26 protein-coding genes are annotated in these 22330 nt (G+C 69.0%); 18 read left to right on the top strand and 8 right to left on the bottom strand.

Features of this window, described 5'->3' with window-relative positions; translation table 11 throughout:
• Positions 1-142 precede the first annotated feature (142 nt).
• Complete coding sequence (locus AC1Z3O_RS25255; protein WP_483521978.1) at positions 143-1300, top strand: ABC transporter substrate-binding protein; 1158 nt, start codon at positions 143-145, stop codon at positions 1298-1300.
• 70 nt (positions 1301-1370) lie between these two features.
• Here the strand turns inward: AC1Z3O_RS25255 and AC1Z3O_RS25250 are convergent, their stop codons facing one another.
• The 4 genes from AC1Z3O_RS25250 to AC1Z3O_RS25235 are packed head-to-tail and all read right to left on the bottom strand — an operon-like array spanning position 1371 to position 4768.
• Positions 1371-2084, bottom strand: coding sequence for an ABC transporter ATP-binding protein (locus tag AC1Z3O_RS25250; protein ID WP_483518624.1), 714 nt, complete (start codon positions 2082-2084; stop codon positions 1371-1373).
• On the bottom strand, positions 2077-2829 hold the full coding sequence (locus AC1Z3O_RS25245) for an ABC transporter ATP-binding protein (RefSeq protein ID WP_483518622.1): 753 nt from the start codon (positions 2827-2829) through the stop codon (positions 2077-2079). Before AC1Z3O_RS25245 ends, AC1Z3O_RS25250 begins: the two co-directional genes overlap by 8 nt.
• Positions 2826-3908, bottom strand: a complete 1083-nt coding sequence (locus AC1Z3O_RS25240) for a branched-chain amino acid ABC transporter permease (RefSeq protein ID WP_483518620.1) — start codon at positions 3906-3908, stop codon at positions 2826-2828. Before AC1Z3O_RS25240 ends, AC1Z3O_RS25245 begins: the two co-directional genes overlap by 4 nt.
• The gene (locus AC1Z3O_RS25235; protein WP_483521976.1) at positions 3905-4768 is read right to left on the bottom strand and encodes a branched-chain amino acid ABC transporter permease; all 864 of its coding nucleotides are present in this window, start codon (positions 4766-4768) and stop codon (positions 3905-3907) included. Before AC1Z3O_RS25235 ends, AC1Z3O_RS25240 begins: the two co-directional genes overlap by 4 nt.
• Before the next feature lie 452 nt (positions 4769-5220).
• Here AC1Z3O_RS25235 and AC1Z3O_RS25230 point away from each other — a divergent pair, with 452 nt between their 5' ends.
• The 6 genes from AC1Z3O_RS25230 (at position 5221) to AC1Z3O_RS25205 (ending at position 11265) form a co-directional block, all read left to right on the top strand.
• Entirely contained in the window at positions 5221-6135 is a 915-nt protein-coding gene (locus tag AC1Z3O_RS25230) for an aldo/keto reductase (protein ID WP_483518618.1), read from the top strand.
• 18 nt (positions 6136-6153) lie between these two features.
• Positions 6154-7578 carry an NTP/NDP exchange transporter gene (locus AC1Z3O_RS25225; protein ID WP_483518617.1) on the top strand — a complete coding sequence of 475 codons (1425 nt, stop codon included), beginning with the start codon at positions 6154-6156 and terminating at the stop codon, positions 7576-7578.
• A gap of 162 nt (positions 7579-7740) precedes the next feature.
• Positions 7741-8118 carry a mechanosensitive ion channel protein MscS gene (locus AC1Z3O_RS25220; protein ID WP_483518615.1) on the top strand — a complete coding sequence of 126 codons (378 nt, stop codon included), beginning with the start codon at positions 7741-7743 and terminating at the stop codon, positions 8116-8118.
• A gap of 405 nt (positions 8119-8523) precedes the next feature.
• A complete protein-coding gene (locus AC1Z3O_RS25215; RefSeq protein WP_483518613.1) occupies positions 8524-9510 on the top strand; it encodes a Bug family tripartite tricarboxylate transporter substrate binding protein in 987 nt (328 codons plus the stop codon).
• A 40-nt stretch (positions 9511-9550) separates the two neighbouring features.
• Positions 9551-10906, top strand: a complete 1356-nt coding sequence (locus AC1Z3O_RS25210) for an acyclic terpene utilization AtuA family protein (protein WP_483521974.1) — start codon at positions 9551-9553, stop codon at positions 10904-10906.
• 8 nt (positions 10907-10914) lie between these two features.
• On the top strand, positions 10915-11265 hold the full coding sequence (locus tag AC1Z3O_RS25205; protein WP_483518611.1) for an AtuA-related protein: 351 nt from the start codon (positions 10915-10917) through the stop codon (positions 11263-11265).
• Here the strand turns inward: AC1Z3O_RS25205 and AC1Z3O_RS25200 are convergent.
• Positions 11262-12056 carry an IclR family transcriptional regulator gene (locus AC1Z3O_RS25200; RefSeq protein WP_483518609.1) on the bottom strand — a complete coding sequence of 265 codons (795 nt, stop codon included), beginning with the start codon at positions 12054-12056 and terminating at the stop codon, positions 11262-11264. The genes AC1Z3O_RS25205 and AC1Z3O_RS25200 overlap by 4 nt on opposite strands.
• A 208-nt stretch (positions 12057-12264) precedes the next feature.
• Here AC1Z3O_RS25200 and AC1Z3O_RS25195 point away from each other — a divergent pair, with 208 nt between their 5' ends.
• From AC1Z3O_RS25195 to AC1Z3O_RS25180, 4 genes are all read left to right on the top strand, one after another.
• Complete coding sequence (locus AC1Z3O_RS25195; protein ID WP_483518607.1) at positions 12265-13464, top strand: polysaccharide pyruvyl transferase family protein; 1200 nt, start codon at positions 12265-12267, stop codon at positions 13462-13464.
• Positions 13465-13661: 197 nt separating this feature from the next.
• Entirely contained in the window at positions 13662-14393 is a 732-nt protein-coding gene (locus tag AC1Z3O_RS25190; protein ID WP_483518605.1) for an oxygen-binding di-iron domain-containing protein, read from the top strand.
• Between the two features lie 183 nt (positions 14394-14576).
• On the top strand, positions 14577-14801 hold the full coding sequence (locus AC1Z3O_RS25185) for a DUF3079 domain-containing protein (RefSeq protein ID WP_483518603.1): 225 nt from the start codon (positions 14577-14579) through the stop codon (positions 14799-14801).
• 170 nt (positions 14802-14971) lie between these two features.
• Entirely contained in the window at positions 14972-15394 is a 423-nt protein-coding gene (locus tag AC1Z3O_RS25180; protein ID WP_483518601.1) for a hypothetical protein, read from the top strand.
• A gap of 45 nt (positions 15395-15439) precedes the next feature.
• Here AC1Z3O_RS25180 and AC1Z3O_RS25175 read toward each other — a convergent pair whose 3' ends face one another.
• Positions 15440-15844 carry a DUF2314 domain-containing protein gene (locus tag AC1Z3O_RS25175; RefSeq protein WP_483518599.1) on the bottom strand — a complete coding sequence of 135 codons (405 nt, stop codon included), beginning with the start codon at positions 15842-15844 and terminating at the stop codon, positions 15440-15442.
• A 245-nt stretch (positions 15845-16089) separates the two neighbouring features.
• Between AC1Z3O_RS25175 and AC1Z3O_RS25170 the strand changes: the two genes are divergently transcribed.
• The 5 genes from AC1Z3O_RS25170 to AC1Z3O_RS25150 all read left to right on the top strand — a co-directional run bounded on the left by AC1Z3O_RS25170 (position 16090) and on the right by AC1Z3O_RS25150 (position 18885).
• On the top strand, positions 16090-16773 hold the full coding sequence (locus AC1Z3O_RS25170; RefSeq protein ID WP_483518597.1) for a YceI family protein: 684 nt from the start codon (positions 16090-16092) through the stop codon (positions 16771-16773).
• Between the two features lie 49 nt (positions 16774-16822).
• Positions 16823-17488 (top strand): hypothetical protein, encoded by a 666-nt coding sequence (locus AC1Z3O_RS25165; RefSeq protein ID WP_483518595.1) that lies wholly within the window; start codon positions 16823-16825, stop codon positions 17486-17488.
• Positions 17489-17683: 195 nt separating this feature from the next.
• Positions 17684-17923, top strand: coding sequence for a DUF2789 domain-containing protein (locus tag AC1Z3O_RS25160; protein ID WP_483518593.1), 240 nt, complete (start codon positions 17684-17686; stop codon positions 17921-17923).
• Between the two features lie 124 nt (positions 17924-18047).
• The gene (locus AC1Z3O_RS25155; protein WP_483518591.1) at positions 18048-18314 is read left to right on the top strand and encodes a PepSY domain-containing protein; all 267 of its coding nucleotides are present in this window, start codon (positions 18048-18050) and stop codon (positions 18312-18314) included.
• A gap of 28 nt (positions 18315-18342) precedes the next feature.
• Positions 18343-18885 carry a cytochrome b/b6 domain-containing protein gene (locus tag AC1Z3O_RS25150; protein ID WP_483518589.1) on the top strand — a complete coding sequence of 181 codons (543 nt, stop codon included), beginning with the start codon at positions 18343-18345 and terminating at the stop codon, positions 18883-18885.
• An 11-nt stretch (positions 18886-18896) separates the two neighbouring features.
• Here the strand turns inward: AC1Z3O_RS25150 and AC1Z3O_RS25145 are convergent, their stop codons facing one another.
• Positions 18897-19364, bottom strand: a complete 468-nt coding sequence (locus AC1Z3O_RS25145) for a YbaK/EbsC family protein (protein ID WP_483518587.1) — start codon at positions 19362-19364, stop codon at positions 18897-18899.
• 184 nt (positions 19365-19548) lie between these two features.
• Between AC1Z3O_RS25145 and AC1Z3O_RS25140 the strand changes: the two genes are divergently transcribed.
• Together AC1Z3O_RS25140 and AC1Z3O_RS25135 are read left to right on the top strand one after the other, a co-directional pair.
• Complete coding sequence (locus AC1Z3O_RS25140) at positions 19549-20082, top strand: isochorismatase family protein (RefSeq protein WP_483518585.1); 534 nt, start codon at positions 19549-19551, stop codon at positions 20080-20082.
• A 554-nt stretch (positions 20083-20636) separates the two neighbouring features.
• Entirely contained in the window at positions 20637-21707 is a 1071-nt protein-coding gene (locus AC1Z3O_RS25135; protein ID WP_483518583.1) for a porin, read from the top strand.
• Between the two features lie 133 nt (positions 21708-21840).
• On the opposite strand, the gene AC1Z3O_RS25130 is transcribed toward AC1Z3O_RS25135, so the two are convergent.
• Positions 21841-22308: a MaoC family dehydratase gene (locus tag AC1Z3O_RS25130; protein WP_483518581.1), complete on the bottom strand. Its 468-nt coding sequence runs from the start codon at positions 22306-22308 to the stop codon at positions 21841-21843.
• Between the last annotated feature and the right edge of the window lie 22 nt (positions 22309-22330).

The following is a 22330-nucleotide window of genomic DNA, read 5'->3' as shown; positions in this document are numbered from 1 at the left end:
TGGTATCGCGGGCATGCTAGCACGCCCCGCATTGTCATGAGGCCCGCCCGCCCCTACACTGCATGATCGACGCGGCCGCCCGAGCCGCGCGCCAACAGGAGACCATTCCATGAAGCCAGCACCCTTGCTGCGCGCCGCCGCCATGGCCGCGGCCGCGCTCTGCGGCGCCACCGCCCTGCTGCCGGCGGCCGCGCGCGCGGCCGAGCCCGTCAAGATCGGCTTGATCGCCCCCTTCTCCGGCAGCTTCGCCGACTACGGCAAGCAGATGGAAGGCGGCATCAAGGCCTACCAGAAGCTGCACGGCGACAGCGTGGCAGGCCGCAAGGTCACCGTGATCCTGAAGGACACCACCGGCCCCGTGCCGGAGGTGGCCAAGCGGCTGGCGCAGGAGCTGGTGGTGCGCGACAAGGTGGACATCCTGACCGGCTTCGGCCTGACGCCCGAGGCACTGGCGGTGGCGCCGGTGGCCGAGCAGGCGAAGAAGCCGATGGTGATCCTGAATGCCGCTTCCTCGGTGATCACCACCAAGTCCAGCTACATCACCCGCGTCTCGATGACATTGCCGCAGGTCTCGGCGCCGATGGCCACCTGGGCGGTCAAGAACAAGGTGCGCAAGGTGGTCACGCTCGTGGCCGACTACGCGCCCGGCATCGATGCCGAAACGGCGTTCAAGACCAACTTCATCGGCGGCGGCGGGCAGGTGCTCGAATCCATCCGCGTGCCCTTGCGCAACCCCGAGTTCGCGCCCTTCATCCAGCGTATCAAGGACGCACACCCCGAGGCCGTCTTCCTCTTCCTGCCGGCCGGCGAACAAGGGGTGGCCTTCATGAAGGGCTTCCGCGAGCGCGGCCTGGCGGAAGCCGGCATCCGCGTCATCGCCACCGGCGACCTGACCGACGACCACGTGCTGCCCGCGATGGGCGACGCCACGCTGGGCGTGATCACCTCCTTCCACTATTCGATGGCGCACGATTCGCCGGAGAACAAGGCCTTCCTCAAGGCCTTCGCCGACACCAACCCCGGTGCCGGCCGCCCCAACTTCATGGCGGTGGCCGCCTACGACGGCATGGCGGCCATCTATGAGGCGCTCAAGAAGAACGGCGGCAATGTGGACCCCGACAAGATGATGGCCGCCTTCAAGGGCATGAAACTGGCTAGCCCGCGCGGCCCCATCCAGATCGACCCGGCCACGCGCGACGTGGTGCAGACCGTCTATATCCGCCGCGTGGAGAAGGTGGGTGGCGAACTGCAGAACGTGGAGTTCGACAAGTTCGCCGAGGTGAAGGACTCGGGCAAGTAACTCGGGCAAGTAAGAAGCAGGCGGGCCGGCGCGGGGAACGCCGGCCCGCCCTCCCCGCCCTATCCCCGTCCTATCCGACCCCCAGCAGGCGATCCAGCCGCTCCGCATCGTCCAGCAATTGCGCGCTGGTGCCGGCGTGCACAACCCGACCGCGTTCCAGCACCATGGCGCGCGCGGTCATCGACAGCGCCAGGCGCGCGTGCTGCTCCACCAGGATCACCGCCATGCCCGCCTCGCCGGCATGGCCTGCGATCAGCCGGCCGATCACCCGCTGCAACTCCTGCACGATGATCGGCGCGAGACCTTCCATCGGTTCGTCCAGCAGCAAGAGCGCCGGATTGGTCATCAAGGCGCGCGCGATCGCCACCATCTGCTGCTCGCCACCCGACAGCTGGTTGCCCAGGTTGGCGCGGCGCTCTTCCAGGCGGGGGAAGAGCGCGTAGACACGCGGCACCGTCCAGTAGCCAGGGCGCGCCACCGCGCTCAGGTGCTCCTCCACGGTCAGCGAGGGAAACATCCAGCGCTCCTGCGGCACCCAGCCCAGGCCGGCCTGGGCGCGCCGGTGCGGCGGCAGCCGCGCGAGATCGGCGCCGCGCCAGCGCAGGGTGCCGGCGCGCTGCCGCGTGAAGCCCATCAGCGTGGCCAGCAGCGTGGTCTTGCCCACCCCATTGCGGCCAAGCAGCGCCAGGCTTTCGCCCGCGTCCAGCGCCAGCTCGATCCCGTCCAGCACGGTGGCATCGCCGTAGCCGGCGGCCAGTCCCGCCACACGCAGCAGTTCAGCCATGCGCCGCCTCCCCGAGATAGACCTCGCGCACGCGCGGATCGGCGGCGATCTCCGCCGGCGTGCCTTCGGTCAGCACGCGTCCTCCGACCAGTACCGTGATGCGCTGCGCGAAGCGGAACACCAGGTTCATGTCATGCTCGATGAAGAGCACGGTGATATCGTCGGGCAGCGCGTCGATCACGGCGAACAGCTCGGCGCTCTCGCCGGCGGGAATGCCGGCCGCGGGCTCGTCCAGCAGCAGGATGGCGGGCCGCGTGGCCAGCGCCAGCGCAATCTCCACCAGCCGCTGCTTGCCGTAGGACAGCGCGCGGGTCAGGGTATCGGCCTCGCCGTCGAGCCTGAGGCTGGCCAGCACGGCCATGGCCTCGTCGGCCAGCGCCCGCTGCGCGGCGACGGTGCGGGCCCAGATGCGCGAGGCGCCGGTGCGCTCGGCCACCGCCAGCGCCACCGATTCGAGCACGGTCAGGCCGGGAAACAGCGTGTTGATCTGGAAGGTCCGCGTCATGCCGCGGCGTACGCGCGCATGCTGCGGCAGGCGCGTGATGTCTTCCTCGCCGAGCCAGATGCGCCCGGCGCTGGGCGCCAGCGCGCCCGTCAGCAGGTTGATGAAGGTGGTCTTGCCCGCGCCGTTGGGCCCGATCAAGGCATGGCGCGCACCCGGCGGGAAACTGAGCGAGATGTCGCTGTTGGCGGCGAACGCGCCCCAGGACTTCGACAGGCCCTCGGTCCGCAACAAGGCCGTCATGCGCCCTCCTTGCCAGTCATGGCGGCCTCGGCGGCCTTGGCGGCCATGGTGGACTTGCGGCGCAAGCGCCGCGCCCACAGGGCATCCAGCGCGCCCATCAGCCCGCCGCGTGCGAACAGCACCATCGCCATCAGCAGCAAGCCGATCCAGAACTGCCAGTAGACCGGATTGATGCCCGCCAGCAAATCCTGCGCGATCATGAACAGCGCCGCACCGGCCAGTGCGCCGTACAGGCGGCCGGTGCCGCCCAGCACCAGCATCACGAGCAGCTCGGCCGAGCGCGGGAAGCCCAGTACGTCCATGCCGACGAACTGCGTGGTCTGCGCCAGCAGTCCGCCCGCCACCCCGGCAATGGCGGCGGCCAGCGTGTACACCGCGCGCAGCCGCGCCGGCACGTTCACGCCCAGCGCAGGCATGCGCCGCGCGCCTTCGCGCAGCCCCCGCAGCGACAGTCCGAACGGCGAGCTCGCCAGCCGCCGCAGCAGCAGGAAGAGCCCGAAGGTGACCGCCAGGCTGTAGAGGTAGGCGGTCTTGCCGAACAGGTCGAACTCGAACACGCCGAACAGCTTGCCCATGGTGACGCCGGACAGGCCGTCGACGCCGCCGGTCAGCGCCGCGGCCTTGTTGGCGGCCTCGAACAGCATCAGGCCGATGCCCAGGGTCACCATCAGGCGCGTCAGGTCGCCGCCGCGCACGACCAGGAAGCTGCTCGCCCAGCCCGCGGCCGCGGCCACCATCGCCGCGGCGGCAAGCCCGGACAGCGGCTCGCCCCAGCCATGCGCGGCCAGCAGCCCGCTGGTGTAGGCGCCCAGCCCGAAGAACGCCGCATGCCCGAGCGAGACGATGCCGGCATAGCCCAGGATCAGGTCCAGCGAGAGCGCGAACAGGCCGGTGATCAGCACCTGGCTGCCCAGCATCAGGTAGTCGGGCAGCAGGAAGAAGGCCGCCACCGGCATCAGCCAGAACAGGCCTTCGGCCGGGTGCCAGCGTCCGTCTGGCAGCGTGCCCGCGCGCTGCGGGGGATGCGCCGGCCTGATCTCGGCCACGCCGGCGCGTGTGCCTTCGCCCTGCGCGCTCATGCCCGCCTCCCGTACAGGCCGGCCGGGAACAGCACCAGCAGCAACACCATCATGGCGTAGATCACGAAGGCCCCGACCTCCGGCACGTAGTACTTGCCGGCCACGTCGGCGACGCCCAGCACCAGCGCCGCCAGCAGCGGGCCGCGGATGGAGCCGGCGCCGCCGACCGCCACCACCAGCAGGAAGTACACCATGTACTTCAGCGGGAAGGCGGGGTCCAGGCCAAGCACATCGACGCCGAGCGCGCCGCCCAGCCCTGCCAGCCCCGAGCCCAGCGAAAAGGTCAGGCTGAACACCCGCGCCACATCGATGCCGAGGCCGCGCGCGGCCTGCGGGTTGTCGACGGCGGCCCGCACCTGCGCACCGAAGCGCGTGCGCGCCACCAGCCAGCCGAGCGCGGCCGTGATCACGATCACCAGCAGGATCAGGAACAGGCGGTATCTACCCAGTTCCAGCGTCCCGAGGCGGAGTTGGCCGCGCAGCATGGCGGGCAGCTCGACCGGCTGCTGGCCTGGACCGAACAGATAGGTGGCGCCAGCCATGGCGACGAAGGTCATGCCGATCGAAAACAGTACCTGGTCCAGGTGGCTGGCCTGGTATAGGCGGCGGTAGAGCGTGCGCTCCAGCGCCCAGCCCAGCACGGCCGCGCCCGCGAAGGCGATGGGCAGCGCCGCCAGGAAGGGCACGCCGGCCCGGCTCATCAGCACCACGGCGATGTAGCCCCCGGCCATGGCGAACGCGCCATGCGCCAGGTTGACGAAGTTCATCAGGCCCATGGTCACCGACAAGCCCACGCTGACCAGGAACAGCAGGCTGCCATAGGCAATGCCGTCGAACAGCACGCCGAGCGCGCGGGTCAGGATCACGACGCCGCCCTCCCGGACGGCGGTGCCGCCCGCGCAGCGCGGCACGGACGGCCGCCTTGGCGGCGCGCCCCGGCGCCCGCCAGTTGGGGTTGCTGCATCCATGTCTCCTGTTGCGCCCGCCTGCATCCTTCAGGATGGGCCTGCCACCGACACCGGCGCGCTGCGCCATGGGCGATGGGCGATGGGCGATGGGCGATGGGCGATCGGCTGGCGCTATGTGTTCTCGCTCTGGTTCGCGATTGTTGTACTGGATAACGGATTTTGCAATCGGATAATGCACCCGCCGAGCGCCGGCGGACGGCGTCCGACACGGCGAGGCGCAGGCGCCTTCGCGAGCACGGCGGTGACGTGGCGTGACGCTGACGTCCCGGGGGCTCGATCCGACGTTTACAAGCCTTCACGAAGCCGCTATGGTCAAAAAACCGCCGTCGCCAGGAGGATCGCCCATGCCAGCGGATCGACGCCAGTTCCTCGGCCTTGCCGCGAGCCTTGCCGCCGGCCTGGCGGCAGGCCTGCCCCGGGGCGCCCTGGCGGCGCCGGAGCCGCTCAAGCGCGCCATCCCGGCCAGCGGGGAGATGCTGCCGGTGATCGGACTGGGCACGGCGCGCACCTTCGACGTGGGCGGCAGCGCCGCGGAGCGTGCGCCGCTGGCCGAAGTTCTGGCGCTGCTGCTCGGCCAGAGCGATTCGGTGCTGGACACCGCGCCCAGCTACGGCAGCGCCGAGACCGTCTCCGGCGACCTGCTGCAGGCCGCCCACGCGCGCGCCAAGGTCTTTCTCGCCACCAAGGTGTCGGCGCAGGCGGGTGCGCCGGCCCAGGCGCAATGGGCGCAATCGCAGCGCGACCTGCGCACCGACAAGGTCGATCTCCTCCAGGTGCACAACCTGGTCGACTGGCGCAACAACCTGCGCTGGCTGCGCCAGCTCAAGGAGCAGGGCAAGATCCGCTATATCGGCATCACCCACTACCGCGAAGACGCGCACCAGGCGCTGGCCGACATCGTGCGCAACGAACGGCTCGACTTCGTGCAGTGCAACTACTCGCTGGGCGAGCGCAATGCCGAACGGGCGCTGCTGCCGCTGTGCCAGGAGCGCGGCGTGGCGGTGCTGGTCAATCGCCCGTTCCAGGACGGCCGCCTGTTCGCGGCCGTCAAGGACAAGCCGCTGCCCCCCTGGGCGGCCGAGATCGACTGCGTCTCGTGGGGCCAGCTCTTCCTCAAGTACGTCGTCGGCCATCCGGCGGTGACTGCCGCGATACCCGCCACCAGCAAGCCGCGCAACATGACCGACAACCTCGGGGCCGGGCTGGGGCGCCTGCCCGATGCGCGCCAGCGTGAGCGCATCGCGGCGCTGCTGGCTTGAGCGCGCCGGGCACGCGCCATGCGAGACCCCGCCTCACCCACCGGCGCCGGCGCACCAGACGGCCCGCCCGGCCCGCTGCCGCCACCTCAGCCGCCACCGCAGCCGCCGCGCGGCCTGGGCATCGCGCCGGGTGAAGGCGCTGCGGTGGTCGCCGGCTTCCTGTTCTTCTTCTGCCTGTTCGCCGGCTATTTCATGCTGCGGCCAGTGCGCGAAACCATGGGCATCGCCGGTGGCGTGCAGAACCTGCAGTGGCTGTTCACCGCGACCTTCGTCGTGATGCTGGCCGCCATCCCACTGTACGGCGCGTGCAGCGCGCGGCTGCCGCGGCGGCGCTTCGTGCCCTGGGTCTACGCCTTCTTCGTCGCCAACCTGCTCGGCTTCGCGCTGGCCACGCGGCTGGCGCCCAACAGCATCTGGCTGGCGCGCGTGTTCTACGTCTGGCTGTCGGTATTCAACCTGTTCGTGGTCTCGGTGGCGTGGAGCCTGATGGCGGATGTATTCCGCCCCGAACAGGCCAAGCGGCTGTTCGGCCTGCTGGCGGCGGGCGCCAGCGCCGGCGGGCTGGCGGGCCCGGTGCTGGGAGGCTGGCTGGTTGCGCGCGTCGGCCTGACCGGCCTGATGCTGCTGTGCGCCGCCCTGCTGGCGGCCACGCTGCCCGGCGCCGCCTGGCTGTTCCGCTGGCGCGCGCGTGCCGGCGCCGGCGTGCCTGCTGCCGTACCGCAAGGGGAGGCCGACGTCTCGTTGCAGGATCCGGCCCGCCCCATCGGCGGCGGTCTCTGGAGCGGGCTGACGCTGGTGGCCCGCTCGCCCTACCTGCTGGGCATCAGCCTGTTCGTGATCCTGCTGGCAACGGCCAGCACCTTCCTTTACTTCGAGCAGGCCCGGCTGGTGGCGCGGGCGTTCCCCAGCCGCGTGCAGCAAACCCAGGTCTTCAGCGCCATCGACGCCACCGTGCAGGCGCTGACCATCGCGGTACAGGTCTTCTTCTCCGGGCGCATCGCACGCCGCTATGGCGTGGGCATGCTGCTGACGGTGGTGCCGGTGGCGGTGGCCGCGGGCTTCCTCGTGCTGGCCTGGTGGCCGACCTTCGGCGTGCTCGCCTGCGTGATGATCCTGCGGCGGGTCGGCGAATACGCCTTGCTGCGCCCGGGGCGCGAAATGCTGTTCACGGTGGTCGACCCGGAGACCAAGTACAAGGCCAAGAACGTCATCGACACCACCATCTACCGTGCCGGCGATGCCGTCAGCGCGTGGGCCAAGACCGCCATCGACGCCCTCTCCGGCCATCCGGCGGTGGTGGCCGTCACCGGCGCGGTGCTGGCGCTCGTGTGGGCGGCACTGGGCTGGTGGCTGGGCCGCTGGCACGAGCAAGGCGGCGATCGGCGCGGCGCCCAGCCGGGCCTGGCGTCCGGCTGGCAACGCAGCCGCGATCCCCAACGCTGAAGCCCTCCCCGCGTCGCCCCCTATGTCAGCCTGTCCGCGGGGCTAGTCGCGTGCTAGGCAGCGGTTACAAGGCTTACACCTGCTCACGCGGCGGAAACACCTTTCTGTGCATTCCTGAGCCATCATGCAGTCATCGCCCCACCGCACTGCAAGGAGTCAGCCATGCGCAACCCGCTCCGCATCACCGCCGCCGCCCTGGTCTGCACGGCGCTGCTGGCAGCCGGCCCCGCGTCGGCGCATGACCGCTATCACGGCGGGGGCTCGTCCGCCGGCGTTGCGCTCGCAGTGGGCGCACTAGTAGGCCTCGCGGTGGGCGCCGCCGTCGCCGCGCCCGCCGTGGTGGCGCCCGCGCCGGTAGCCTACGCACCGGCCTATGCACCTGCCTACGCGCCAGCCTATGCGCCGCCCCCGGCGCCGGTCGCCTATGCCGCGCCACAAGTGCCCCCGGGCTATTGCTACAACGGTTACAGCCGCGCCTATGTCCCCTGCGCACCGCAGCCGACTGGCTATTACGCCGGGCCCGCCGGTTACGGTTACTGAGCCGGAGTCCCGGCCCCGAACGGCCGCCGCCTCAGCCGCCCATCCCGATGACTTGCCGGCGCGCATGCCTCATGCGCAGCCGGCGCTGGCGACAGGGGCGATAGGGCGCCATCAAATCCACCACGTCGCGGCCGGCCGCGCGGCCCTTTTGGCGCGGCCTTGAGCGCGCGCTCCTCCGTCACCCGGTGCCACACCGACGCTGATAGTTCCTGGCTGTCCTGGCGGCGACGCCGCCGTCACCGTTCCGGCGGCCATCAAACTTTTCATTCAGTGAAAAGATTTGGACTTTCTTTGACCTGAAGAAAGGACTCTGCCTACCATCTGCCGATAACAGTTTCAGCAAACGAAACAGAACGGGTGCGCCGCGCGACCGCGCGGCGACACATCCCCGGCAAGGAGACAAGCATGCACAACACCCCGCGCCGCGCATCCGCGCTGCTGGCCGCGCTCGCCCTGATCCCGCTCACCGGCGCCGCCGCGAGCGGCGCAGCGAGCTTCCCCGACAAGCCGCTCCGGCTGGTGGTACCGTTCACGCCGGGCGGCACGACCGACATCCTCGCCCGCGTGGTGGGCCAGAAGCTGAGCGATGCGCTGGGCCAGCCCGTGGTGGTCGACAACCGGCCCGGCGCGGGCGGTAACATCGGCGCCGACGCGGTCGCCAAGGCCGCGCCCGACGGCTACACGCTGCTGATGGGCACGCTGGGCACGCAGGTCACCAACCAGTTCATCTATGCGCGCATGCCGTACGACAGCGCGCGCGATTTCGCGCCGGTGACGCTGGTGGCCAACTCGCCCAACGTGCTGATGACCAATGCGACCTTGCCGGTGTCGTCGGTGGCCGATGTGATCGCACTGGCCAAGCGCGAACCCGGCAAGATCAACTACGCATCCACCAGCACCGGCGGCTCGCCGCACCTGTCCGGGGAACTGCTCGACAGCATGGCCGGCATCAAGATGCAGCACGTGCCTTACAAGGGCGCCGCGCCCGCCATGACCGACCTGCTCGCGGGCCAGGTCAACCTGATGTTCGACAACCTGCCTTCGGCGCTGGCGCAGATCCAGTCGGGCAAGGTCAAAGCGCTGGCGGTCACCGGCAAGCAGCGCTCCCCGATCCTGCCCAAGGTGCCGACTGTGCGCGAGTCCGGCCTGCCCGGCTATGAGGTCAACTCGTGGTTCGGCCTGCTGGCGCCGGCGGGCACGCCCGCCGACCGCATCAACAAGCTGCAGCAGGCAGTGGCCAAGGCGCTGGCGCAGCCCGAGGTGCGCCAGCGCATCGAGCAGCTCGGCGCCGAACCCGGCGGCGATGCTCCTGCGGCCTTCGCTGCGGTCATCCGGGCCGACACCACCAAGTGGTCCGCCGTGATCCGGCAGGCCGGCATCCAGGCACAGTGAGCGCGCCGCGCCCTTCTGACCGCAACGACAGATCATGACCATGACACCCTCCAATACGCTGCGCATCGGCTCCGGCTCGGGCTGGTGGGGCGACAGAGTCGAACCCGCCGCGCTCAGCGCGCGGCACGGCAAGCTGGACTACCTGTGCTTCGAGACCATGGCGGAGGCCACGGTCTCCGCAGCCCAGGTGCGCAAGCGGCGCGACCCGTCCTTTCCCGGCTACGACAGCTACCTGGACGAGCGCATGCGCGCGGTGCTGCCGCCTTGCATCGCCAACGGCACGCGCATCATCTCCAACCAGGGCTGGATCAACCCGCTTGGCGCGGCACGGCGCATCGCGCAGCTATGCGAGGAACTCGGCCTGCCCGGTGTGAAGATCGCAGCGATCACCACCACGGACCTGACCGGCGACATCTGCGACATGGCGCTGACGCTGCTGGAGAGCGGTGCGCCGGTATCCAGCCTGCGCGGCACGCTGATCAGCGCCGAGCCCTATGAAGGCGCCGAGCCCATCGTGGCGGCGTTGCGTGCCGGCGCGCAGATCGTCGTCACCGGCCGCGTGGCGGATCCCTCGCTGTTCCTGGCCCCGATGATGCATCACTTCGGCTGGCGCCCCGACGACACCGCGCTGCTGGCGCGCGGCAGCGCCATCGGCCACCTGCTCGAATGCGGCGCGCAAGTCAGCGGCGGCTACTTCGGCGACCCCGGCTACAAGGACGTCCCCGAACCCTGGAACCTGGCCTTTCCCATCGCCGAGGTCGAGGCAGATGGCAGCGCCGTGATCGGCAAGGTGGACGGCACCGGGGGGCGCATCGACCTGCAGACGGTCAAGGAACAGATGTTCTACGAGGTGCACGATCCGCGCCGCTACATCACGCCCGACGTGGTGGTGGACTTCTCCAGCGCCGTGCTGGAGCAGGTCGGGCCGGACCGCGTGCGCATCAGCGGCGTGGGCGGCAGCCCGCGCACCGATACGCTGAAGGTCTCGCTGGGCTGCACCGAGGGCCATATCGGCGAAGACATGTTCTTCTACGCCGGCCCCGGCTGCCTGGACAAGGCCAGGCTGGCCAAGACCATCCTGGAGCACCGCTTCGCCATGGCCGGACTGCAGGCGGAGGAACTGCGCATCGACTTCCTTGGCGTCAACGCGATCCACGGCGCGGCTTCACCGCCGCCGGCCTGCGAGCCCAACGAGATCGCCGTGCGCGTGGCCGCACGCACGAAGACGCGCGAGGAGGCGGCCAAGATCGGCCGCGAGATCGACAGCATGGCGGTCTGCGGCCTCGCCTCCACCGGCAAGCGCGTGCCGCACCAGGACCGCACGCGCGAGATCATCGGCGTATGGTCCGCCCTGGTGCCACGTACGTTGATCACATCCCGGATCCACTATCTCTGAGGCCAATCATGCGCGTCGCACTCCGGCGCCTGGCGCACACCCGCTCGGGCGACAAAGGCAATACCTCCAACACTGCCGTGATGGCCTACGATCCGGCCTTCTATCCGCACATCAAGGCGCAGCTCACCGCGGCAGCCTTCAAGGCACTCTATGGCGGCCTGATCACCGGCACAGTGACACGCCACGAGGTCGACGGCCTGCAGGTGCTGAACTTCGTCGCCGAGGGCGCGCTGGGCGGCGGCGTGTCGCGCAGCCTGGCACTGGACAACTACGGTAAGGCGCTGGCCAGCGCGGTGCTGCGTTTCGAGGTGGAAATCCCGGACGCGCTGGCGCCGCTGCTGCGGGGGCCGGCCGGCTAGCGCGGCCCGGCGCGGCGCGTCCAGGCGCTGGTGATGCGCCGCGCCTCTTCCTTGAGCCGCCTCGCCAGGCGCGCCTCGCGCGTGCGGATGCGTTCGCTGAGCGCGGCGATGCTGAGCGCGCCGAGCGGCCTGCCTTCGTAGTCGAGCAGCGGCACGGCAATGCCGCCCATCTGCTCCACCACCCAATCCAGGAAGAGGACATGCCCCCGCGCGCGGGCGGCATCGATCTCCCCGGCGATGCGATCCGGTGTCAGGCGCGGATAGGCGGCCAGCTTGCGCGCGCCCTGCTGCAGCCGCCGCGCGCGTTCTGCCGCGGGCAGCCAGGCCAGTACCGCCAAGCTGCCTGCGCCGACGCCGAGCGGGCGGCGCGTGCCGATCTCCACATAGTTGGCGCGGATGGGAAAGGTGCCAAGCTCGATGTCCGAACACACAGACTCTCCGCGGCTTGCCTCGGTCAGAATGGCGGTATCTTCGAATTCTTCCACCAGCCGCTGCAGGCTTGGCCGCGCCAGCTCGCGCAGGTCGACACGGCGCTGCGCCACGTCGGCGAGCTGGAAGATCTCCGGCCCGATGCCGTAGCGCCGCTTGTCATCGCGTGTGGCGAAGCCCTCCCGCACCAGCATGTCGAGCAGGCGGGAGGCGGTGGCAGGGTCCAGTCCGGTGGCACGCGCCACGTCAGAGAGCCGTCGCACCTGTGGATCGGACAGCGCGCGCAGGATTCCCAGTGCGCGCTGCACAGGGGACGGTCGCGCCGTGTGCGCGGTGCCGTCCTGCGCGGCGTCGACCTGCATGGCCTGTACGCCATCCCGCGTTACAGCGGGCCGGGTCACTGCCACTCCCGGTAGCTGTGCTCCACATGCGCGGTCATGGACATTCCTCGTTGAGCGGCGCGGGGCCGGGAAGCGAACATTGTAGAGGCCCCGGGTGTCGCCAGCCGCGGCATCGCACACCGGTCGCGCGGCGCGTATGCTGTGGCCAGATCCACGGCAATCACGCCACGTGCCCAGCACCCACCCGGGCCGCGCGCCCGATATCCTGTTCGGTGCCTTTGACCGCCATAACTTCGGCGACATGCTGCTGCCCCACGTCCTGGCGCGGCAGTTGCCGGGGCGGCCGTTGCGCTATGCCGGCCTGGCCGAGCGCGACCTGACCTCATTGGGCGGCCACCGCGTCAGCGCGTTGGCGCGGCTGGCCTCCCAGCCGGAACTGCGTGCGGCCAGCCTGATCCACGTGGGCGGTGAGATTCTCTGCTGCGAGGCATGGGAAGCCGCGGTAATGCTGCTGCCGGCGGGCCAGGCAGGCATCGCGGCCACGCATTTCGGCCTGCGGCCGCGCGAACGGCAGGCCTGGGCGCGCGCGCAGCTCGGCACCGACGCGCTGGCCCCCTACACCGCGGCGCCGGCGTTGTTTCCCGAGACCATGCCCATCGTCTACCACGCGGTCGGCGGGGTCGACCTGGACCGGCGCGATGCCGGCCTGCGCGCCGAAGTGCTGGGCAAGCTGCGGGCCGCCGCCCACGTCAGCGTGCGCGATGTGCGAACCCGGCAGATACTGGCGGCCAACGGCATCGCGGCCCGGCTGGTGCCCGATCCGGCCGTGATGGTGGCCGCCCTGTTCGCCACGCGCATCCGCCATCGCGCCCGCCACGGTGAAGCGGCCCGGCTGCTGGCGGCGCTTGCCCGAGGCTATGTGGCGGTGCAGTTCAGCGCCGACTTCGGCGACGACGCCACGCTCGACACCATCGCCGCCCAGCTCGAGCGGGCCAGGCGGTCGTCAGGCTGTGACGTGGTGCTGTTCCGCGCGGGCGCCGCGCCCTGGCATGACGAAATGCGCGTCTACGAACGGCTGGCACAACGCATGGCCGTGCCGCCCTTGCTGTTCCGCTCCCTGAACATCTGGGATATCTGTGCCCTGATCGCCCATGCGCGCGGCTTTGCCGGCAGCAGCCTGCACGGGCGCATCGTGGCCATGGCCTTTGCCCTGCCCCGCCTGAACCTGGCGCACCCCGGCCAGGCACCCGAGACAAGCAAACAAGCGGCGTTCGCCGCCACCTGGGACGCGGACGGGGCGCCCGGCGTGGTGGCCGTCAGCGAGCTGGCCGCCGCACTGGACAGCGCCCTGGCGCTGGCGCGCGCACCGATGGAACAGGCGGCGCGCGACCTGGCGGCAGCGGCCCGGCACGGCCTGTTCCTGCCCTGAGCCGTGCGTCGGCCGCTTGAACCGTGCATCGGCCGCCCGCCGCCGATGCGGCATTCCGTGCTGCATCCCGCGCGGCTTCCCACATGGCCGCCACCACGATCCTAGAATGGTTGCACGCCCGGGCGCACACCCATGCCAGCGCGCACCGGCCGAGCCAACCGTGCCGCCGATGGCGGCAGACAGGAGGAGATACCCCAATGACAATCACCAATCCACAGTCCGGCACCAACGTGCACGAAATCGCTGACGGGATCTACCGCATCAGCACGCCGGTCATGATCGCGGGCGGCCCCGAGGGCTTCTCCTTCAACCAGTTCCTGATCGCCGACGAGGAGCCGCTGCTGTTCCACACCGGCCCGCGCAAGCTGTTTCCGCTCGTGCGCGAGGCGGTGGCCAGCGTGATGCCGCCCGAACGGCTGCGCCATATCGCCTTCTCGCACGTGGAAGCCGACGAGTGCGGCGCCCTCAATGAATGGCTGGCGGCGGCACCCCAGGCGCTGCCGCTGTGCGGCACCATCGCCGCTATGGTCTCTGTCAATGATCTGGCCGATCGCCCCCCCCGTGCGCTGGAAGACGGCGAGGCGGTCTGGCTCGGCCAGCACACGGTGCGCTGGCTGGCCGCGCCCCATCTGCCGCATGGCTGGGATTGCGGCTTCCTGATGGAGGAGCTGACCGGCACGCTGCTGTGCAGCGATCTGTTCACCCAGCCCGGCGCACAACTGCCTCCGCTGACCGAGTCCGACATACTCGGGCCCAGCGAAGCCTTCCGGCATCAAATGGATTACTTCTCGCACACCACGCACGCCGATGCCATGCTGGAGCGGCTGGCGGCCTTGCGGCCGACCACCTTGGCGTGCATGCACGGCAGTGCGTGGCGCGGGGACGGTGCCGCGCTGCTGCGCGCCCTCGCCCGCTCCCTGCAGGAATGACCTGGCCTGGTAGATGCGCGGGATAGGGGTGCGGCTGCCCGCGCCTGGAGGCCTACAAGGGGCCGGTTTGCGCCGCGTCAAATCGGCGCGATCCGGCCCGGCCTATAGTGGAATCGGCCAGTTCCCACAGGCGGCCGGATGAAACCGGCGCGCCGACAACCGATCCGGGCGCCGGCCGCATCCATGGCAAAGCGATTTCCTCTGCATCCCACGCACCCCGAGCGCATCTGCTGGGGCTGCGACAAGTATTGTTCCGTCGATTCGATGGGCTGTGGCAACGGCTCCAGCCGCACACAGCACCCGGCTGAGCTGCTCGGGGAGGACTGGTTCACCTTCGGCGACTGGGGCATCGACGCCGCCACCGATCCGGCCGAGCCTGCCACGCCTGCCACGCCGATTACCCGCTGAATTACCCGCTGATCATCGCGGGACCAGCGGGCCAGCCCGCTGCAGCCACACTTGGTCCAGGGCCGGCCTCGCCCTCTTGCAAGGACGGCGGCCCGCCGACGGGCCACATGCACGAAGCGCCATCCCGATGCACGGCAGCCCGCTCATCAGGTCGGGTAAAGTGTCGCCCCATGAAACTCTCAGTTCTTGGTGCGTTGCTGGTGGCCGTTCCGGCACTTGCCCACGCAACACCACTCGACTCTTCGCTGTCTTGCGGCGACTCTCCCCACCAGTTCTTCTCGATGTTGCGCGCGCAGCACCTCATCGAGACCAGTCCCATGCATATCGAGGCCAACTCGGTCAATGCCTTCTGGCCTGCACATGACGTCAGGCTCACCGCGTTCGATCACGATGTGTTTGCGGTCTTCGGCTATCAGCGCGGCGACGCGCAGTTCAAGCCGGGCAAAGGCACGCCGGCGGACAAACCGATCTACGGCGCGGTGGTCGTGGCCGGCATGGAGTCGGTCAAGAAGTCGCTCGCGGCGGCAGGCAGCAAGGCCAGCGTGGAGCACGCTGCGCCGCTCCTGACGGCAATCGTCTGCGAAGGCCCCTAGCCCTCGCACTTAGGGCACCCGCGCCCGGCGGGTGCCGAGCGCGGATCAGCTGCCTTCCGCGTCGCCCGCCTGCTCCTGCCCGCGGTCCGTCTCGTCAGGCTCATCGGCGCCGTGGATGTTGATCACGTGGCGCGCCTCGAAGCAGAGCGGCATGCCCGGGTTGATCTCGTCGGTGCACAGTGGCTGGTTGTCCAGTTCGCCGGTGTAATAAGCGCCCTCGCGGCCGGTCACGACAACCCACATCCGTTCGACGTTGACCTCTTCCTGGTCCGCCTCGTCGGCGGTGAGGATGCGGAAGATCAGCTTGATCTGCTCACCCGGCTGCAGGGCGTCGCGGCGTTCGCGCGGCGGAATCCAGAAGGTGTCGGGATGAGCCGCGGCAATGGACTCTGCATCGTCCAGTTCCCAGCCATCCTCGTCCAGCGTCGCCAATTGCCTTTCCGTGTCCATTTTCCGTCCTTGGTGAAACCGCGCTCTTGGGGGCGCGGGATGGCATCCCGCCAACCCCGCTCGAGCCGCAGGAAGGGATTCTAGCCGAACGTGTGCCCGCGCACTGACGGCGCGCCGCCGGCACACGCGGATATGAACGAGGCGCCGTCGTTGCCTACGTCGTTGTTTACACTGGGATAGAACATCTCCCCGTGGCGGCCTGGCACCCAGCAGGTGCCGCACCGCAGCCACAAGGACGGTCATCCTTGGAACGACACGCCCGGCGCCGCGCTGGCCCGCGCTTCCTCTTCCTTCCACCGCTATGGTGCCGTGCCGCGGCGCTGGCGTGGCTCTGCGCCGTGGCCTGCGCGGCCCAGGCCGCGGACGATGGCGGCCCGCCCGCGCAGTATCGGCTGGAGCCGCGCCACTCCAGCGTGACATTCACCCTCGCCAGCGTCGTGTATCCGCACCTGATCATGCGCTTCCATCGCTGGAACGCCCACCTCGAACAGCGCCCCGACATCGGCGAAACGGGCCGCGTCATCGTCACGATCGACGCCGCCAGCATCGATGGCACTTCGCCGCTGGCCGCGAGCATTGCCAAGGGAGGCGGTCTGCTGGACGTCGCGCGCTACCCGGATATCCGCTTTGTCAGCACGCAGTTCGAACGCACCAGCGACGCCGGCGGCCTCCTGGTCGGCAACCTGACCTTGCACGGTGTCACGCGGCGGGTCGTCCTGGACGTCACGCTGGGCCAGGTCGACGGCCCCCCGGAGCCAGGCGCCGCCCCGCTCGCCTTCTACGCCGAAGGACATTTCAGCCGCGCTGCCTTCGGCCTGTCGTCGTGGCGCCCATTGATCGGCGACGACGTGCACATGAAGATTCGCGCGGAGTTCGTCCCGGCCACCGGGAACCCTGCGCCCGACCCGCCTGAAGGGCCCCCGCCCTGACCATACGTGCCCGGCGGCTTTTCCGCTCAACCCGATTCGGAGCCTCGCCATGCCACGTCCCTCTCTTCTCTCCCCCCACTCCGGCTTCGGCGCGGCTTGCAGGTCCGCCATCCTCGGCGCGGCCGTCCTGTTCGCGCCGCTCGCCTGCCTGGCGCAGGGCGCGGCCACGTCCGCCAGCGTGCGTGGCATCGTGACCGCGCTGGCGGGAGACACGCTGGAGGTCATAACGCGCAGCGGGCAGCCGATGGAGGTGAAACTCACACCCGACACCGCGGTGCGCGCCGTGTCGCAGTCCAGCGTGGACGCGATCCGGCCCGGCAGCTATATCGGGACGGCCGCCCAGCCGCAGGCGGATGGCACGCTGAGGGCGCTCGAGGTCCATATATTCGCGCCCAGCCTGCGTGGCAGCGGTGAGGGACATCGCAACTGGGACCTGGCGCCGGGCAGCACGATGACCAACGGCACCGTCACCAGCGTGAGCCGCGTTGGCCGCGTGGTGGCCAGCCAGGGCCACACCATTACTGTCCGCTACCGGGACGGCGAGCAGCACGTCGTGATTCCCGACGGCGTGCCGATCGTCGACTTGGAACCCGGTGACCGCAGCCTGCTGGTCCGGGGTGCGCACGTGGTGCTGTTCGCGAACCGGGCCGCCGATGGTGGGCTGACCGCCCGCACCATTTCTGTTGGCAAGAATGGCGTGACGCCGCCGATGTAGGGCCGCACCAGCAGCGCGGCGACTGCTTCCCGGCGGAGCGGCCTTGATGGCGCAGCACTCCCCCGGCTTCAAGGCCCTCGCCATCGACTATAGTTCCTGCACATCGCCTGCCGTTTCGGACCGCGGAACCGGCCGCAGCGCCAACCACGATGCCCCCGCTTGCACCGGCCACGCCGCGGCCAAGGGACGCTGACCATGGACGCCTCATTCCACCGCTTCTCCGAATTGTTCAAGCAATTGGGCCTGCCATCCGACGAACGCGGTATCCGCGACTTCCTTGCCGCCCATTCACCGCTGCCCGCGGACATCGACCTCGCCGACGCCCCGTTCTGGACGCCGGCCCAGGCCTCGCTGCTGCGCGACGAGATCCTGGAAGACGCCGATTGGGCGGAGGTGGTGGATCGGCTCAACGCGGCCTTGCGCGCAGCGGGCTGACCGGCCGCAAGCGGGCGAACGGCGCGGAGGCGATTGGCGCCGGATTGGCGACCCGCCCAATCTCTTATTGCAAATAGTTATCGATTACATTAGCCTCCCACATTCATTCAATCGGGAGACCACCATGCTGCGAATTGCCCTGTTTGCCCTTGCCGGCCTGATTTCCACCGGCGCCTTTGCCAGCGCCAAGTGCGCGGCGCATCCGAAATCCGAATGGATGACGGAGGCCGATGCCAAGGCCAAGATCGAAGCGCAGGGCTACAACATCAAGAAGTTCAAGGTCGACGGCAACTGCTACGAAATCTACGGCACCACCAAGGAAGGCAAGAAGGCCGAGATCTACTACGACACCAAGACGCTCGACGTGGTCAAGTCCGAGATCGAGAAGTAATCGAGAAGTAAGCAGCACCGCCCGCACTATGCAGACCAGTAGCAGCGCCGCGCCGATCCGCGTCTGGGACGCCGCCGTCCGGCTGACGCACTGGAGCGTCGCCGCGCTGGTGCTGTGGGACCTGGTGGAAAGCTCCGGCGGGCCGCTGCACCGTACCCTGGGCTACACGGCCGCCGGGCTGGTGCTGTTCCGGCTGTTCTGGGGCATCGTCGGCAGCCGTCCGGCCAGGTTCTCCACCTGGATGCCATCGCCTGCCGAGGTCTTCACCTACACCAAGGCCCTGCTGGCAGGGCGCGCGCCACGCTACCTGAGCCATACGCCGCTCGGCGCCTTGATGATGGTCGCCCTGTGGGCGCTGATCCTCGCGCTCGCGGTAACCGGCTGGATTTCCCGGCTCGACTCGCTGTGGGGCGAGGACTGGCCGCTCGATCTGCACGGCCTGCTGGCCCATACCTTGCTGGTCCTCGTCATCATCCACACGATCGCCGCGCTTGCCATGAGCGCGCTCCATCGGGAAAACCTCATCGCCGCCATGCTCAGCGGCAGGAAGCGACCGCTAGACGAGACCTAGCGTGGACGCTGTCAGGCCGGCACCTGCGCCACGTCGACCCACTCGGCCTTGACCAGCTGCGCGAGATACTCCGGCGCAATGCGAATGGCGGCGTTGGTGGCGCCTGCCGCAGGCAATACCTCGTCGAACTTCTTGAGCGAGACATCGGCATAGACCCTCAGGTCCTGCGGCAAGCCGAACGGACACACGCCTCCCACCGGGTGACCGGTCCATGTCTGCACATCTTCCGCATTCAGCATCTTGGCCTTGCCACCGAAGTGATCCTTGTATTTGCGGTTGTCGATGCGGGTGTCGCCCCCCATCACCAGCAGGACGACCTCGTCCTTCAGCCAGAGCGACAAGGTCTTGGCGATCTGTGCGGGCTCCACGCCGTGGGCCGTTGCGGCCTCGGCTACCGTGGCGGTGCTCGTCTCCTTCTCGACGATCCGGATCTCGGGGGCATGCTTGGCCAGAAAGGCGCTGACGGATTGCAGGCTCATGAAAAGACGATTCCTTGCGTGGCTTCAAAGGGCTCAAGTCTAACGCGGCGCAGCGGATGCCAGCCTTGCCATGCGCCGGCGCCGCTGGCAGCCTTATGCAAGGTCCGCGCGCCGGGAGATGGCGCGAAGCCGTCGGCAAGCACCAATGCCGGCGCCAATGAACATGTGAGGGAGGAATTCGACGATGCTGCACGATGCCGACGATTCGGTACTGGTCCTGGTCGACCTGCAGGCGCGGCTGATGCCGGCCATCCAGGACGGCGCTCGCGTGATCCGGGAGAGCGTGCGCCTGGCCAGCATGGCGCGGCTGCTGGGCGTGCCCGTGATCGGAACGGAGCAAAGCCCCGGCAGCCTGGGGGAAAACGTGGGCGAAGCCAAAGCGCTGTGCGGCAGCACCATCGCCAAGGACAGCTTCGATGCTTGCGCCGGTGGCCTGCTTGCCGCCTTGCCGGCCGGCCGCAGGCGGATCATCGTGGCCGGCTGCGAAGCCCACGTCTGCGTACTGCAGACCACATTCGGCCTGCTGCACCACGGCTATGACGTGACCTTGCTCGTCGACGCCATCGGCTCCCGCAAGCGGATCGACCAGGAAACCGCGGTGTCAAGGCTAAGCCAGGCCGGCGCACAACCGGCCACGGTCGAGATGGTGGCCTTCGAATGGCTGCGCAACGCCAGGCACGAGCGCTTTCGCGAAGCCTTGCGCCTCATCAAGGCGTAGCCTTCGTCGACCGCGACGCGCCACCGCGGAGTCCGCCGCGGAGCTGACATGCGCTGTGGCGCGCACAACGTTGCGCCGGGCAGACGCCGCAGTCGGCCAATAGACTGCGGCCTCCGCGAACTCTCCCGCACCCTCGGCCCGGCCGGGCGGACTCACACGTCCGGCACGGCGCGCCATCCGGGCCGTCCATGCGCCATCCCGGCGGCAACCCGGCCTTCCATCAGGCAACCCTTCGCCTTGCACCGCGATCCGCTGTGGCTGGCCGCATCGTCCCCGCCAGCCTAGATCGAAGCGTGCTTACCCGTCGTTGCCCCTGACGCTGCGAACGCACCCGCTTGCATCAGCCGCCCCGGGCCATGCGCCATGGCCTGGGCACGCCATTATTTCTGTGTACGCGATAGTTATCATTTTTATTTCCGTACTGTTGTCTCATAGGTGTCACATAAGTGCCTTAGTATCGCCCCGAGTCGGCAAGGGCAGTTCAGCTGGTGAGCCAGCCTCCACACGCCCTGGCCGCAGGAATCCTATTTGCTCAAACAGTATCCGGACAGAGAATGAAAAAAACTCTCCTTGCACTGACTGCCGCCGCTGGCGCGATGTCGGGTGCCGCTTTTGCCCAATCGTCCTCGTCCAGCGTGACGCTCTACGGTGTGGCTGACGCCGGTATCAGCTTTCAGAACCACGTTCAGCGGGCCCCCGGCCAAGGCGGCTCGGCGTATGGCGTCAGCTCCGGCGGCATGTCCGGTTCGCGCTGGGGCCTGCGCGGCGTCGAGGACCTTGGGAATAACCTGAAGGGCGTCTTCGTGCTCGAGAGTGGCTTCGATATCGATACCGGCAAATCGGGCCAGGGCAGCCGCCTGTTCGGCCGCCAAGCCTACGTCGGCCTGCAGGGTAATTTCGGCGCCATCACGCTCGGTCGCCAGCAGAACTCGCTCTATGACCTGTTCGGCGCGTACGACCCGATGGCCGCCGGTCCCATCTACTCGCTGAACTCCGTCGACAACCAGTTCAACGGGCGTGCCGACAACGCCATCAAGTACACGGGCACCTTCGGCGGCCTGACCGCGACCGGCTTCTACAGCACGGGCCGTGATGTCACCTCGGGCCTCGGCGGCGAAGTGCCGGGCGCCTTCCGCGTCGGCCAGAACTTCGGCGGTGGCCTGGCCTACTCGAGCGGCCCGTTCTCGGTGGGCGCTGCCTATGACCAGTACCAGGGCAGCACCCTGGCAACCGCGGATCTCTCCGCCAAGCGCGCCGCCATCGGTGCCTCCTACGCCTTCGGCAGCGCCAAGCTGTTCGCCGGCTACCGCTGGATGCGCGACGAAGTCACGACGGGCACCGCCCGCCACGACAACCTGTACTGGGCTGGCGCGCAGTACAAGTTCACGCCGGCCTTCTCGCTGACCGGCGCGGCCTACTATACGGACGCCCGCACCGACAGCAACGATTCGATGATGTTCGTGCTGAACGCCGACTACGCCTTCTCCAAGCGCACTGATGCCTACCTGCTGCTGGGCTACGTGAAAAACCACGGCAACGCGACCTTCGGCGTGACCAATACCGCCAACACGCTGCCGGGCCAGAACCAGACCGGCGCGATGATCGGCGTGCGCCACCGCTTCTGATCCGCATTGGCAAGTGAACCGGCCTGCCCGTCCGGGCGGGCCGGCGCCACAGATCATATCGACCTTGACTTATCACGGGATCAAGGACGCTTGGCCGGCAATATTGCCGGCCTTTTTTGTATCTGCACCGATATCAGCCTGTACGCCTGAATACGACAAGGCGCGCCACCAAACGCTGGCATACGTCGCCATGCTGGTTCTGCGTTTCGCTCTGTACTGTCACGATGCCCCGGTCAGGTTTGGATTTCGACGGCGCGACACTGACAATCGTACTGGCCACGCGCAGGATGTCGCCTGGCCGGGTGGGACGCGGCCAGGAAATCTCGCCGCCCGCACCGATGACGCCGCCCGCCAGCGGCAGGCTTTCCACGATCAACTTCATCGTGATGGCCGCAGTGTGCCAGCCGCTTGCCGCGAGCCCGCCGAAGAAAGAATCGCGCGCGGAGGCCTCGCCCAGGTGGAAGGGCTGCGGATCGAAGCTGCGTGCGAACGCCTGGATCTGGGTGGCATCGAGCGTGTACTCGGCGCTTTCAAACACCATGCCTTCAGAGAGATCTTCCAGATACATCTTTCCGATCGTCGCGTCACTGCTCTTGGCCATATCGAAACTCCTGTGTGTCGCA

The organism is Cupriavidus sp. 09_S30 (assembly GCF_056930435.1).
The sequence above is the reverse complement of the archived record's forward strand: the minus strand, read 5'-3'. Positions and strand labels throughout refer to the sequence as shown.